We start from the raw sequence: 13,957 nt of genomic DNA on the forward strand, positions 1-13,957 counted from the left end.
TGATTGCAGATAAGCCAGAATGATCGTTTACAGATCGACCAGCTTGCCCGGGTTCATAACGTTATTCGGATCGAATACCGCTTTTACTGCTTTCATATAGGCCAGCTCTTCTGTTGAGCGGGTGTATTCCAGATAAGGCTTCTTGGTCATACCGACACCGTGCTCTGCCGAGACAGAACCGTCGTATTTCTCAACGATTTCAAATACCCACTTAGATACATTGCCACAGCGGGCGAAGAAGTCTTCTTTCGCCAGATCGTCCGGCTTGAGGATATTCAGGTGCAGGTTACCGTCGCCAATATGGCCGAACCAGATGATTTCAAAATCCGGGTATTCACGGGTCACAATCTCATCGATATCACGCAGGAACGGCGGCACCTTGGAAACCACAACGGAAATGTCGTTCTTATATGGCGTCCATTCTGAGATGGTCTCGGAGATATCCTCGCGCAGACGCCACAGATTGGCTGCCTGAGTTTCACTCTGACTGATCACACCATCCATGACCCAGCCATTTTCCAGGCACTGCTCGAATACCGTCATAGCCTGATCCATATCGGCGTCAGTGATGGCTTCAAACTCGATCAGGGCATACAAATCCGTACTGGATTCAAACGGCGCCGGAACGTCACCGCGGGCCAGCACTTTCTGCATGGCTTTATCAGAGAAGAATTCAAACGCGGTCAGATCCATCTGGCTCTGGAACTGATTCAATACATCCATCACATGATCCAGCTCCGGAATACCCAGCACCAGCACTGTCAGGTTCTTCGGCGGACGGGTCAGGCGCATGGTTGCCTCCGTCACAAACCCCAGCGTTCCTTCACCGCCGATAAACAACTGGCGCATATCGTAGCCGGTGTTGTTTTTCAGCAGATCTTTGTTCAGACGCAGAATATCGCCCTTACCGGTCACCACGGTCAGGCCGGCGACCCAGTCACGGGTCATGCCCCAGCGGATCACCTTAATACCACCGGCATTGGTACCGATGTTACCGCCGATCTGGCTGGAGCCAGCGGAAGCAAAATCCACCGGATAGAACAGCCCCTGATCCTCAGCGTAGTTCTGCAGCTGCTCGGTAATAACACCCGCACCACACTTAACGGTGCGGTCTACAGCGTTAAACTCCGAGATCTGATTCATGTAGTCGAAGGCCACCACGATTTCGCCATTCGCCGCCACCGCACCGGCACTCAGACCGGTACGGCCGCCGGATGGCACCAGTCCCAGCTGATATTCGTTCGCCAGCAGGACGATATCACGTACCTGCTCGGTGGTTTTTGGAAAGACAATCGCCGCAGGCTTTGGCTCGTAGATTTTGGTCCAATCTTTACCAAAGGTCTGCAGAGAATCGTCGTCGGTGCGCACTTTGTCGCTGCCAACAATGGCTGATAAACGCTCAACAAGGGCGTCTTGAGTCAGAGCAGTCATGGAGGATTCCGCCAGGATGAAAGGTATTCACCTCAAATTGAGTATTCTTCGTGATGAAAACAGAGTTTGAGGCTCACGTTAACAGGCCGGGTATGCTAGCATACGCGCCTTGTTTTTCGGAGTGATTTTCACTCCCCAGTGATCCACCGGCCGCCTCATCGCGCCGCGCAGTCCTTCATCAGACGCCGCCGCAAGCTTCGTTTTTCTGCCGGAATATCACAACCCCCAGTAAATAACTGCTCTACGCATATAAAGGCACAATCATGGCTAACACCTCTCTTGATAAAAGCAAGATTAAATTCCTGTTATTGGAAGGCGTGCATCAATCCGCTCTGGATACCCTGCATGAAGCCGGCTACACCAACATCGAATACCTCAAGACTTCCCTGCCGGACGATGAACTGAAAGAACGCATCAAAGACGCGCACTTTATCGGTATCCGTTCCCGTACCCACCTGACAGAAGAAATCTTCGCCGCGGCAGAAAAACTGATCGCCGTCGGCTGCTTCTGCATCGGCACCAACCAGGTGGATCTGAAAGCGGCGACCAAACGCGGTATCGCGGTATTCAACGCACCATACTCCAACACCCGTTCAGTTGCAGAACTGACGCTGGCAGAAATCATCATGCTGATGCGCGGCATTCCTGAGAAGAATGCCGTATGTCACCGTGGTGGCTGGCAGAAGTCTGCCAATAACTCCTTCGAAATCCGCGGTAAAAAGCTGGGTATCGTTGGTTACGGCTCCATTGGTACTCAGCTGTCTGTTATGGCAGAAAGCATGGGTATGGAAGTGATGTTCTACGACGTGGTTACCAAACTGCCACTGGGGAATGCCCATCAGGTTGGCTCACTGAAAGAACTGCTGAACAAGGCCGATGTTGTGACTCTGCACGTTCCTGAAACCGCTGCCACCAAGTGGATGATGGGTGCTGAGCAGTTTGCTCAGATGAAAGAAGGCTCCATCATGCTGAACGCTTCACGCGGCACAGTCGTGGATATCGATGCACTGGCCGACGCCATCCGCAGCAAAAAACTGCTGGGTGCCGCCGTTGACGTATTCCCGACCGAACCACGCTCCAACGATGATGAATTTATTTCACCACTGCGCGAGTTCGACAACGTGATTCTGACCCCACACGTGGGCGGTTCTACGCTGGAAGCTCAGGAAAACATCGGTAAAGAAGTGGGCGAGAAGCTGTCTCAGTACAGCGACAACGGTACCACCACGTCTTCCGTTAACTTCCCTGAAGTGGCACTGCCAACCAACCACAACGTTCACCGTATCCTGCACATCCACAAAAACGTGCCGGGTGTTATGAACGCGATCAACCAGATCTTTGCTGAAAACCACATCAACATTTCTGGTCAGTACCTGCAGACCGTTGAAGACGTGGGTTACGTAGTCATCGATGTATCCAAAGATGCATCCGATCTGGCGCTGGAAAAAATCAAAGAAGTACAGGGCACTATCCGTGCCCGCGTACTGTTCTGATTCTTCTGCTTCAGACCAATAAAAACGGCAGCTCAGGCTGCCGTTTTTTTGCCTGCGGGTCAGAGACCAATATTCCCTTTCCCTACCCGGCACCATTGCCTGCCCCGCACCATAGCCTACCCCGCACCACGGCCCGGCAGAGCGCTACCAATCCATCGCCCAACCGATCCGGTTGTGCCATCTCGGTGTATTGTCATACAACACCTGATCGTACAGGCCATCATACGTACCCGCCCAGTACCACTGACCCAGTTGAGTGTCAGCCCCCAGACGCCAGACCAGTTTTTTCTGCTGATAGCCGCCTTTACGGCTGCCACCCGCGTCATTGCGGGCACTGTAATCGTAAATAACACCGAAGGATTGCTCCCAGACCGCGGCTTTGCGCGTCCACATCAGTCGCCAAGCCTGCTCGGTGCCAAGAATCAGCTCACTGTTACGGTCCGCCTCCCGGTCCTGCAGCAGGCCACTGAGCACCAGACTCTGGCCGAATACCGGCTGCCAGCTGATCTGACCTTCGACACCGCGCAGATTCATACTGCCTTCGTTACCGAGATACGTGCTGTTCAGGGTAATCTGGGTACTGATGAGATCATCCATGCGCTCTTCGAAATACTTCAGGTTCACCTGTACGGATGACGGGTGGAAATAACCGTAGTAGCCCAACTCCCAGGCAAACAGTTTTTCGTCTTTCAGATCATCGCGCCACGCATCAGCGGAGGTATTGTAGAACAGGGCGCCACTTTCAAGCCCCAGATAATTGTCGCTCATACGGCGCAGCGAGGCCGAGGTGTCGACGTGACGTTCCGCCAGATCCGGACTGCGTTTGCTCTGGGATACCTGCAGACGCACACTCTGCTGCGCACCAAACAGATAATTCATGCCGAGCTTCGGCGAAAAACGCGCCGACCGCTCACCGTCATATTCCAGCATGCCCGCAGCAGAAATCAGTACCGACGTATTCATCCGGTACTCAGCATTGATAAAGGCCAGCCACTGATCAATACGCACCCCACCACCAAGGTACGTATCCGAGTGCGCCTGATCCTGGCGATAACCCAACCCCTGAACCGTGCGCAGTGAATCATTCCAGCGAATGGTATCCTGCAATTCGAAGTCAGCCCGCTGTTCATAAATGTCGATATCGCCATCACCGCAGGTAACTTCATCCAGCGCACCGGCCACCATCATTGGCTGTACCGCCTGCTGCAGCACGGCAAAATCCTCATCACTGACGCTTACGCCCAGCAATGCCGACAGCGTGTCCGCATCCACCAGCCCCATCGCCACCGCAGTAAAAATCTGTTCAATCTGGCTGCGCTCATCGGCCGCCAAACCGTCACTTTGCAATGACAGCAGCGCGCCGGCGACCACATTCATCAAGTCAGGGTTGGAGCGATAGAGCGCTGCCAGTGCAGGATCAAAGGCCACCGACGGTGCACAGCCACGATATTCGACTTCGTTATTCTCACCCTGCCAATAACCCTGCAACTGCACTTCGTGGTCCGGCGAAACCTGCGTCTTCCATTTCAGCCAGGCCACATCTGAAATCGATTCCTGCTGTGGCGAATCCACCTGAAAATTGGAATCCGCCATCTGATCGCGTTTTAACTGCTGACGGCCCAGCTGCCAGCGCAGCGTGGAATCCGCACCCGACTGCCAGGCGCCGGATAAATTAAACCCTTTAACCTGATTAAAATCCGGCACACCGCCAACCAGACCACCATCGGCGTGATAATCACCGGCGTCACCTTCCTGCCAGCCAAACACACTCAGACGCTGCTGACTGGCCGGGGTCAGATGGGTGGCACTGGCGTAGCCACGACGGCGACTTTCCGAACCGTACTCGGCAGCTATGCGCAATGGCGAACTGTCTGCCGGATGACGGGTAATAATATGAATGACACCCTGAAAGGCATTCATGCCGTAACTGGATGCACTCGGACCGCGGGTAATTTCGATGCGCTCAATGTCTTCCAGCGCAATATTGAGCTGATCCCAGTCGACGTTGGCAAATGAGGCTTTATACACGGAGCGCCCATCCACCAGCACTTCCAGACGACGCGCCAGCGACACATCGCCGGAATGATAGAGAACCGTTGAACTGTTCGACGTCAGCTCACGGGCGACAAACATGCCGGGAACAAACCGAAAAGCGGAAGGTAAGTCTTCAACGCCCCACAGTCGCAGCTGCTCGGCCGTTATAACGGTGACACTGGCCGGCACTTCAGCCAGAGGCTGCTGCAGCCTGACGGGGGTAAGAACCTGAGGAATATCAGGCTCAAATAACAGGGAATCATCCGCACAAACGGAGACAGAAAAGGAGATTGAAACGAGAGAAACCGAGGCCATCACCAGAGCCGCGCTGACCTGCGACAAAGGAGATGAGAAGGGATAAACCCCACTTCTGCTTAATAACATGATCTTCCCTGACTAATTATATATGTGTCAATTACACTAAAAGTTCATCCGATCTTAAAGCGGAATTGACACACTTTTATGACCGAGTGGCACATTTGTCCCATCCGGTCCTGAGTAATCAATCCAGACGCATCTCAATCCCGGCTGCGGCCATATGCTGTTTGGCTTCCTGCACCGTGTACTCACCAAAGTGGAAGATACTGGCCGCCAGCACGGCATCCGCATGGCCCAGTTTCACACCATCGACCAGATGATCGAGATTGCCGACACCACCAGAGGCGATCACCGGAATATTCACCGCATCGGAAATGGCGCGGGTTACACCCAGATCAAAACCACTTTTAACGCCATCACGATCCATGGAAGTCAGCAGGATTTCCCCGGCGCCGTATTCTTCCATTTTTACTGCCCACTCAACGGCATTAATGCCGGTTGGCTTGCGGCCGCCATGGGTGAAGATTTCCCAATGGTCATCCACCTGCTTGGCATCAATCGCCACTACGATGCACTGGGCACCGAATTTCTCTGACGCCGCTTTGACAAACTCCGGGTTATACACAGCCGCGGAGTTGATGGAGACTTTATCCGCACCGGCATTCAGCATACGGCGGATATCGTCCAGTTCACGGATACCGCCGCCCACCGTCAGCGGGATAAACACCTGCTCGGCAATGGCCTCAACCATGTGTACCGTAGTGTCACGGCCTTCATGGCTGGCAGTAATATCGAGGAAGGTAATTTCGTCGGCGCCCTGATCGTTGTAGCGTTTGGCGATTTCTACCGGATCACCGGCATCGCGGATGCCGACGAAGTTCACGCCTTTTACGACGCGGCCTTTATCCACGTCGAGGCAGGGAATAATGCGTTTTGCCAGACCCATGAATCAGTTACCTGTCAGTTCGTCAGCCAGAGTCTGCGCTTCCGCCACATCCAGCGTGCCTTCGTAGATTGCACGGCCGGTGATAGCACCGAGAATACCCTGATTCGCCACCTTAGACAGCGCCCGGATATCTTCAATGTTGGTCACACCGCCAGAAGCGATCACCGGAATACCGCCTTCAACCGCCAGATTCAGCGTGGCTTCAACATTGACGCCCTGCATCATGCCGTCGCGGGCGATATCGGTATAAACGATGGAGGTTACGCCGTCGTCTTTAAACTGCTTGGCCAGATCCACCGCCTTAACGGAAGACACTTCCGCCCAGCCGTCAGTCGCCACAAAACCGTCCTGCGCATCCAGACCAACAATCACAGTACCCGGAAATGCCTTACAGGCTTCCTTAACGAATTCAGGTTCTTTAACCGCTTTGGTACCGATGATCACGTAGCTGACGCCAGCTTTAATGTAATGCTCGATGGTTTCCAGCGTACGGATACCGCCACCAATCTGAATCGGCAGGCCGGGAAAGGCTTTGGCAATGGACGTAACCGCTTCACCATTCACCGGTTCACCAGCAAAAGCACCGTTCAGGTCAACCAGGTGCAGACGACGGCAGCCAGCATCAACCCAGCGCTTCGCCATGGAAACCGGATCGTCACCGAATACAGTGGAATCGTCCATACGGCCCTGACGCAGTCGTACACATTGGCCATCTTTTAAATCAATCGCAGGAATTACCAGCATGTTTGTACCTTAAATCTCAAAATTCGTTGTCACGGGCTGGCACTGACGCCAGACATTGTCAGCCTGACCGCCCCGGCTTAATTAAGCCTGGCCGTCCCGGTTTAATCAGGGCTGATCGTCCCAATTTAATCAGGCTTGACCGTCCCAATTTAAAAAATTACGCAGCAGGGAAAGTCCGGCATTGTGGCTTTTTTCCGGGTGAAACTGCACAGCGAAGACATTGTCCTCGCCCATCGCCGCAGCAAAATCAACACCGTAATGGCCACGGCCTTTAACCTGGCTGGCGTTTTCTGCAGCAACGTAAAAAGAATGCACAAAATAGAAACGGCTGTTATCGGCGATACCGGACCACAGCGGATGCGCGACCTGCTGTACCTGGTTCCAGCCCATATGCGGCACCTTCAGATGCTCACCGTTTTCTTTGAGGTCTTTACCAAAGAACTTTACCTGGCCCGGGAACAGGCCCATGCAATCGACACCGCCGTTTTCTTCACTGCGGTTCATCATCGCCTGCAGACCAACACAGATACCCAGCAAAGGTTTGCTTTTGCGTACTTCAGCCACCACCTGATCAATGCCCTGGGCACGGATTTCCGCCATACAGTCGCGGATTGCGCCAACACCAGGCAGAACGACGTGGTCAGCTTTGAGAATGGTTTCCGGATCGCTGGTCACCAGCACAGTGGTGTCCGGCGCCACGGTCTGTAATGCACCGTGGGCGGAGTGAAGGTTGCCCATACCATAGTCAATCACGGCACAGATTTTACTGCTCATACAATCACAACCTCACAGACAACCTTTGGTAGACGGCATAACACCTTCCATACGCGGATCCATTTCCAGCGCCATGCGCAGTGCGCGGCCAAACGCTTTGAAAATAGTCTCTGCCTGGTGGTGAGCATTGAAGCCTTTCAGGTTATCAATGTGCAGAGTGACACCAGCGTGATTAACGAAGCCCTGGAAAAATTCCCAGAACAGCTGGGTATCCAGCTTGCCAATGCTGGCGCGGGTGAATTCAACATTCATAAACAGACCCGGACGACCGGAGAAGTCGATCACTACCCGTGACAGGGCTTCGTCCAGCGGCACATAAGAGTGGCCGTAACGCACGATGCCTTTTTTGTCACCCACGGCTTTGGCAAATGCCTGGCCCAGAGTAATGCCGATGTCTTCCACGGTGTGGTGATCATCGATATGAGTGTCGCCTTTACAGGTGATATCGAGGTCAATCAGGCCATGACGGGCGATCTGATCCATCATGTGCTCAAGAAAAGGCACACCGGTATCAAACTTTGCCTTGCCACTGCCATCGAGGTCGATGGCAACGCTGATCTGGGTCTCAAGCGTATTACGCTCGACCTTGGCTGCGCGGGTCATGATCTGCTCCAACTCTCGCAAAATGAAAAAGAAAGCATTATAAAGCAAAGCGCCCCGAAAAGTAGGCCGGGAGAGGGCTTTCAGCGACGAAATACCCTCTGTCGACGCCATCCTGCCGCATGTCCGGCATTCATCTGCCAACCCAGCGATGGAGTATAAAGTGCCAGTAAAACTGGAATGCATTACCCGACCGACCGAAACCGACTGGCAGGATCTGCAGAAGATCCACCAGGATACCGCCGCCACAGGCCTCACCAGTGATGTACAGGAACTGCAAAGTTTCCTCACAAAAGGCGGAGAAATTCTCGCCGGGCGCTTTAATGACCGTATTGCCGGTGTCATTCTGGCAATGCCGACGGAGGATGGTCTTTTATTACATCAGGCCGGCGTCAGGAGCATCACCCAGCGACGCGGGGTAATGCATCAGCTGCTGCATTTTATTCAGCTAAGAGCCAGGGAACGTAAGCAGACTTTATTGATCAAAGATTCACCAGACTGGCTGAGCGAAGCCCTGCAGCGCCGGGAATTCCAGCTCATAAATGGTGTTTTTAAATACAATAATGGTCAATAATCGCAAATTATTCGCATAACCAGAACGATTTATTCAGGCGCAACGACCTTTTCACTGCACCTGTCAGCACTCATACTGCAACAATCACAACCCGGAGCCTGAGAAACATGACCACTCCTCAACAAATACGTAACCTTCTGGTCCTGCTGCTGGCGGTATTTACCCTGTCAGCACGTGCAGCAACAGAACCAGCCTCTCCCAAAGAAGTGGTGGAAAAGGCAACCTTCGGCATCATCGCAGAGCTGAACAAACTGACCCCGGAACAGCGTACAGAAGATGAAGTCCGCCGTCTGGTGACCACTTACATCGTGCCTGCGATTGATCAGGAAAAGATCGCCATGGGCGCGCTGGGTAAATACTGGCGCCGTGCTACCCCGGAACAGCGTCAGCAGTTTATCGACCGCTTCCGTGAACGCCAGATCCGCACTTACAGCGGTGCCTTCAAGGCTTTCAGCGGTGAACAGTTCACCTATGAAGACCCACGCTTCAGCCCCGACGGCAGCAAGGCGCTGGTTAAGGGCATGCTGAAGCAGACCAACGGCCAGGAAGTACCGGTGGATTTCCGTCTGTACTTTGATAAAGACACCAACCACTGGCGTGTATACGACGCGGTTGTCGCCGGTCTCGGCATGGTAAAAACCTACCGTGATCAGCTGGCCCAGCGCCTGCAGAACAGCAGTATGGATGATCTGCTGAACGAACTGGCCAACGAAGATAACGCCGGTGATGAGAAAACTGAGGAACTTTCTGCCGCTGGCACTGACCAAGGTAACAGTTAGTCCTGACAGCAACTCTCTGCTGTTTTCCTCCCCCTATTACTGGCCCGCGCGGCCAGTTTTTTTTGCCTGCAGTCTGGCAATCATGCGCCCCCAACCTAAAATTAAGGCTGTGTTAATCCCGCTTATCACTGCAATGTTTGCACAATGTCGCAATTATGCTGATTTATGCGCTTGCGCAGCGGGCAGCGGCTTGCCACTATCCATAAGTCAGCAGTTACTCAGCAGAGCACAATGGTCAGACCCTCAGCCATTTTCACAGTTATCCCGGCCTTTTATGCCAACGCCCTTAACACGCCCGGGATGCCCGGATGATTAACATCCTGAAAAATCAGTCCGTACGCCGCAAGCTGGTCATCATTGCCCTGATCACTACTGGCGTCAGTCTGCTGATGTCCAACCTTGCCTTTATTTCGCTGGAATATTATCTGGCGCGTCAGGATGTGCAGAAGAAGCTGGCCATTCTCGGCGACGTGATCGCCACCCGTTCTGCCACTGCCCTGACCTTTAACGATTCCGCTCTGCTGCAAAGTAACCTCGCCACCCTGCAGGCCGACAGCAGCGTCATCCGCGGCTGCATTTATTCTGATCCGAACACACTGGCCGCAGAATACCGTGGCGAAGGCATGCTGCCCTGCCCGAAACAGCTGCATCCACTGCAATCGCGTCAGCAGAGCAACTTCAGCCAGTTCTTCCCGATCCTGCTGAACGATACCCCCATCGGCACGCTGTATATCGAGATTGGCCACGCCGACCTGATGGACCGCATCCGCCAGTTTCTGATTTTCTCGGTGATGATCCTGGCAGCGGCGGTGATGCTGTCGCTGCTGTTGGCGTCGCGCCTGCAAAGCATGGTGGCGCGGCCGATGCGCGATCTCAGCAACACCCTGAGGAATATCATGCTGCGTAAGGATTACTCGATCCGCGCCGGCAAAGACAGTAACGATGAGCTGGGCGATCTGGTCGACCTGTTCAACAGCCTGCTGCGCACCATTGAAGAAGAAAACGCCTCACTGAAAACCAGCAAAGAGCGCTTTCACAAACTCACCGCGCTGTCGCCGGTGGGGATTTTTCAGCTCGATCAGAACCAGCAACTGCAATACGTTAACCAGCGCTGGCGCGACATCCATGGCGTACAGAGCAACCTGCCTGGCCTGCAGGAATGGTTTGCCCGCATTCACGCCGACGACCTGCCCGATGTACGTCAGGCCTGGAACCGCCTGACCTCAGATCAGGAAAGCATCGTCATCGAACTGCGCCTGCAGCGCCGTGATCAGAGTCATGTCTGGATTCAGCTGATGGCCAGTGCGCTGCACGACCGTAATGGCGAACTGCAGGGCTATCTCGGCGTAATCTCCGATATTTCCGAACTTAAAGCAGCCCAGCTGCAGATGGAAACCCTCGCCTTTTACGATCCGCTGACGGGCCTCGCCAACCGCCGCCTGTTCCGTAACCGTCTGGAAAAAGCCGTTAAAACCGTGATGCGCTCCGGCACTTCCATGGCGCTGATGTTCCTCGATATGGACCAGTTCAAACGCGTCAACGACACCCTCGGGCACGATGCCGGTGACAGTCTGCTGAAAGAAGTTGCCTCACGGCTGAACAACACCGTACGTGAAAACGATACGGTATCGCGTATCGGCGGCGATGAATTCACCATTCTGCTGACCGATGTTCACCAGACCCAGGACGTTCTGGTGGTCGCCGAAAAGCTGCTCCTCGCCATGGCCAAACCCATCCGCATCAAAGGCCAGGACATAGTCACCACCGTCAGTATCGGTATCACCCTGACACCAGACGACTCCACCGACGCCAATACCCTGATGAAGAATGCCGATCTGGCCATGTACCGCGCCAAAGAAATGGGCCGCAACAACTTCCAGTTCTTCTCTGAGGATATGAATCACTCCATCCTCGAACACCTGTCACTGGAAAAAGAAATCGGCGAAGCCATTGCCCGCGAACACTTCAGTCTGGTCTTCCAGCCCAAAATCAGCCTGACCGACTACCATGTAACCGGCGTAGAAACCCTGATCCGCTGGCAGCACCCGGAAAAAGGCATGATCACCCCGGACCGCTTTATCCCGGTGGCGGAAGAGACCGGCCAGATTTTCGAGATCGGCAGCTGGGTACTGGAACAGAGCTGTCGCCAGATGAGCTCGCTGATCCGCAGCAAAGTACTGCCGGAAGATGCCAAAGTAGCGGTCAACCTGTCAGCCCGTCAGTTTACCGACCCCTACCTGCTGCAGCGTATCCGCAGCGTGCTCGAAATCACCAAAATCCGGCCACAGTGTCTGGAACTGGAAATCACCGAAAGCACCCTGATGGAAGATGTGGAGTCGGCGATTCAGATCATGCAGGAAATCAAAAAGACCGGAGTCGCCATCGCCATCGATGACTTTGGTACCGGCTACTCGTCGCTGTCTTACATCAAGCGCTTCCCGATCGATGTGCTTAAAGTCGACCGCTCCTTCGTCACCGATATCCCGGACGACGAAAACGACATGGCTATCACAGCGGCGGTAATCGCCATGGCACATAAGCTGTCACTGACCGTTGTCGCCGAGGGTGTTGAAACCCAGCAACAGCTGCAGTTCCTGCGTCAGAACGCCTGTGATGAAGGCCAGGGTTACCTGTTCAGCCGGCCACTGTCCCTTGGCCAGTTACACCAGTTCCTCAGCGAAAGTGGCAGCACGTTCAGGGCAGATAAGATTTCCGAACTCTAGTCTGCGCAAGGCCTGCCTTAAACACCTGAGTCCCGTATAATGCGGGACCATGAGCAAAACATTTTCCTTCAGTGATGCCGTTCTCAACTGGTATCACCAATATGGCCGCAAAGACCTGCCGTGGCAGCAGAACATCACCCCCTACCGGGTATGGGTGTCTGAAATCATGCTGCAACAGACCCAGGTCGCCACAGTAATCCCCTATTTTGAACGCTTTATGCAGCGCTTCCCTGATGTGCAGGCGCTGGCCGCTGCCTCACAGGATGACGTACTGCACCTGTGGACCGGCCTTGGCTACTATGCCCGTGGCCGCAACCTGCATGCCTGTGCGCAGAAAGTCGTGGCTGACTTTAACGGTGAATTTCCGCGCTCAGTGGAAGAACTCAGCACCCTGCCAGGCATTGGCCGGTCAACCGCAGCAGCCATTGCCTCAATCAGCATGGGCATCAATGCGCCGATTCTCGACGGCAACGTCAAACGTGTGCTGACGCGTTTCTTTGCTATTGAAGGCTGGCCCGGCGAGACCCGCATTCAGAACGACATGTGGGCACTGGCCGAAGAGCTGACCCCGGACCACAGCTCGCGCGAATACACACAGGCCATGATGGATATGGGCGCCACCCTGTGCACGCGCAGCAAACCCGCCTGCGGTATCTGTCCGTTACAACCCCAGTGTCAGGGCTTCGCCAGCGGCAAACCCACTCAGTTCCCGAACAGCAAACCGAAAAAAGAAAAGCCGGTTAAGAGCACGCTGTTAGTCATGCTGCGCAATCCCGCCGGCGAATACCTCTTACAACAGCGCCCACAAAAAGGCATCTGGGGTGGGCTGTGGAGCTTCCCGGAAGCAACCGATGGTGCGAAGGCTCAGCAGCTGATCAGCCAGCAACTGCCCGGCTGCCCGATCGCCGAAGAAGAGTGGTTAACAGCCTTCCGTCACACCTTCAGCCACTACCATCTGGATATTCAGCCGGTGATTTACCACCTGCAGAACACGCCATCCAGCGTACAGGAATCCGGTAAAGACCCGATTCACTGGTACAATCCCAAATCACCCAGCACACTCGGGCTCGCCGCCCCGGTGAAAATGCTGCTGGAAAGCCAACAGACAGAGAGCCTTATATGACCCGCACCGTATTCTGCAAAAAATACCAGCAGGAACTGGAAGGACTGGACACGCCGCCCTTCCCTGGCCCACAGGGTGAAGACATCTACAATCACGTGTCGCGCAAGGCATGGGAAGAGTGGACCCAGCACCAGACCCGCCTGATCAATGAGAAGCATCTGAACATGATGGACATGCAGGCACGCAAATACCTGACCGAACAGCGCGGAAAATTTCTCAGCGGCGACACCTTCGACGCAGCCGAAGGCTATGTGCCTGAAAATAAAGATAAATAATCTTAGAAAGATGCTTGACAGAAGATCGGCCAAACGGTTTAATACGCGCCACTTGCTGATCAAGACCTGTAACACAGCTGATCAGAACAAGATGCCCAGATAGCTCAGTCGGTAGAGCAGGGGATTGAAAATCCCCGTGTCGG

The 13,957-nt window shown here is 54.2% G+C and carries 12 protein-coding genes; 6 read left to right on the plus strand and 6 right to left on the minus strand.

What is annotated here, in order from left to right:
• Window positions 1-27: 27 nt before the first annotated feature.
• On the minus strand, window positions 28-1,431 hold the full coding sequence (locus B2Z72_RS02650; protein ID WP_296984960.1) for an FAD-binding oxidoreductase: 1,404 nt from the start codon (window positions 1,429-1,431) through the stop codon (window positions 28-30).
• Window positions 1,432-1,694: 263 nt separating this feature from the next.
• On the opposite strand from B2Z72_RS02650, the gene serA reads away from it, so the two are divergent.
• Window positions 1,695-2,924 (plus strand): phosphoglycerate dehydrogenase, encoded by a 1,230-nt coding sequence (gene serA, locus B2Z72_RS02655; RefSeq protein WP_296984962.1) that lies wholly within the window; start codon window positions 1,695-1,697, stop codon window positions 2,922-2,924.
• Between the two features lie 144 nt (window positions 2,925-3,068).
• Here the strand turns inward: serA and B2Z72_RS02660 are convergent, their stop codons facing one another.
• From B2Z72_RS02660 to hisB, 5 genes are all read right to left on the minus strand, one after another.
• On the minus strand, window positions 3,069-5,342 hold the full coding sequence (locus B2Z72_RS02660; protein WP_297004091.1) for a TonB-dependent receptor plug domain-containing protein: 2,274 nt from the start codon (window positions 5,340-5,342) through the stop codon (window positions 3,069-3,071).
• 118 nt (window positions 5,343-5,460) lie between these two features.
• Window positions 5,461-6,222 (minus strand): imidazole glycerol phosphate synthase subunit HisF, encoded by a 762-nt coding sequence (gene hisF, locus B2Z72_RS02665; RefSeq protein WP_296986213.1) that lies wholly within the window; start codon window positions 6,220-6,222, stop codon window positions 5,461-5,463.
• Between the two features lie 3 nt (window positions 6,223-6,225).
• Complete coding sequence (gene hisA / locus B2Z72_RS02670) at window positions 6,226-6,966, minus strand: 1-(5-phosphoribosyl)-5-[(5-phosphoribosylamino)methylideneamino]imidazole-4-carboxamide isomerase (RefSeq protein ID WP_296986211.1); 741 nt, start codon at window positions 6,964-6,966, stop codon at window positions 6,226-6,228.
• A 129-nt stretch (window positions 6,967-7,095) separates the two neighbouring features.
• Window positions 7,096-7,740, minus strand: a complete 645-nt coding sequence (hisH, locus tag B2Z72_RS02675; protein ID WP_296986207.1) for an imidazole glycerol phosphate synthase subunit HisH — start codon at window positions 7,738-7,740, stop codon at window positions 7,096-7,098.
• 12 nt (window positions 7,741-7,752) lie between these two features.
• On the minus strand, window positions 7,753-8,343 hold the full coding sequence (gene hisB, locus B2Z72_RS02680) for an imidazoleglycerol-phosphate dehydratase HisB (RefSeq protein WP_414716388.1): 591 nt from the start codon (window positions 8,341-8,343) through the stop codon (window positions 7,753-7,755).
• A 160-nt stretch (window positions 8,344-8,503) separates the two neighbouring features.
• On the opposite strand from hisB, the gene B2Z72_RS02685 reads away from it, so the two are divergent.
• From B2Z72_RS02685 to B2Z72_RS02705, 5 genes are all read left to right on the plus strand, one after another.
• Window positions 8,504-8,914: an acetyl-CoA sensor PanZ family protein gene (locus tag B2Z72_RS02685; RefSeq protein WP_296986205.1), complete on the plus strand. Its 411-nt coding sequence runs from the start codon at window positions 8,504-8,506 to the stop codon at window positions 8,912-8,914.
• A 107-nt stretch (window positions 8,915-9,021) separates the two neighbouring features.
• Complete coding sequence (locus B2Z72_RS02690; protein WP_296986203.1) at window positions 9,022-9,693, plus strand: MlaC/ttg2D family ABC transporter substrate-binding protein; 672 nt, start codon at window positions 9,022-9,024, stop codon at window positions 9,691-9,693.
• Between the two features lie 308 nt (window positions 9,694-10,001).
• Entirely contained in the window at window positions 10,002-12,416 is a 2,415-nt protein-coding gene (locus B2Z72_RS02695; protein ID WP_296986202.1) for a bifunctional diguanylate cyclase/phosphodiesterase, read from the plus strand.
• A 49-nt stretch (window positions 12,417-12,465) separates the two neighbouring features.
• The gene (gene mutY, locus B2Z72_RS02700; RefSeq protein ID WP_296986201.1) at window positions 12,466-13,539 is read left to right on the plus strand and encodes an A/G-specific adenine glycosylase; all 1,074 of its coding nucleotides are present in this window, start codon (window positions 12,466-12,468) and stop codon (window positions 13,537-13,539) included.
• Window positions 13,536-13,814 carry an oxidative damage protection protein gene (locus B2Z72_RS02705; RefSeq protein WP_296986200.1) on the plus strand — a complete coding sequence of 93 codons (279 nt, stop codon included), beginning with the start codon at window positions 13,536-13,538 and terminating at the stop codon, window positions 13,812-13,814. Before mutY ends, B2Z72_RS02705 begins: the two co-directional genes overlap by 4 nt.
• Window positions 13,815-13,957 lie beyond the last annotated feature (143 nt).

The sequence above is a fragment of the Thalassolituus sp. UBA6592 genome, assembly GCF_002433655.1.
GTDB lineage: Bacteria > Pseudomonadota > Gammaproteobacteria > Pseudomonadales > Oceanobacteraceae > Venatoribacter.

Excerpts from the sequence above, each read along its gene's own strand:
- B2Z72_RS02650 (WP_296984960.1), bottom strand. The coding sequence starts at position 1,431 with ATGACTGCTCTGACTCAAGACGCCCTTGTTGAGCGTTTATCAGCCATT.
- serA (WP_296984962.1), top strand. The coding sequence starts at position 1,695 with ATGGCTAACACCTCTCTTGATAAAAGCAAGATTAAATTCCTGTTATTG.
- B2Z72_RS02660 (WP_297004091.1), bottom strand. The coding sequence starts at position 5,342 with ATGTTATTAAGCAGAAGTGGGGTTTATCCCTTCTCATCTCCTTTGTCG.
- hisF (WP_296986213.1), bottom strand. The coding sequence starts at position 6,222 with ATGGGTCTGGCAAAACGCATTATTCCCTGCCTCGACGTGGATAAAGGC.
- hisA (WP_296986211.1), bottom strand. The coding sequence starts at position 6,966 with ATGCTGGTAATTCCTGCGATTGATTTAAAAGATGGCCAATGTGTACGA.
- hisH (WP_296986207.1), bottom strand. The coding sequence starts at position 7,740 with ATGAGCAGTAAAATCTGTGCCGTGATTGACTATGGTATGGGCAACCTT.
- hisB (WP_414716388.1), bottom strand. The coding sequence starts at position 8,343 with ATGACCCGCGCAGCCAAGGTCGAGCGTAATACGCTTGAGACCCAGATC.
- B2Z72_RS02690 (WP_296986203.1), top strand. The coding sequence starts at position 9,022 with ATGACCACTCCTCAACAAATACGTAACCTTCTGGTCCTGCTGCTGGCG.
- B2Z72_RS02695 (WP_296986202.1), top strand. The coding sequence starts at position 10,002 with ATGATTAACATCCTGAAAAATCAGTCCGTACGCCGCAAGCTGGTCATC.
- mutY (WP_296986201.1), top strand. The coding sequence starts at position 12,466 with ATGAGCAAAACATTTTCCTTCAGTGATGCCGTTCTCAACTGGTATCAC.
- B2Z72_RS02705 (WP_296986200.1), top strand. The coding sequence starts at position 13,536 with ATGACCCGCACCGTATTCTGCAAAAAATACCAGCAGGAACTGGAAGGA.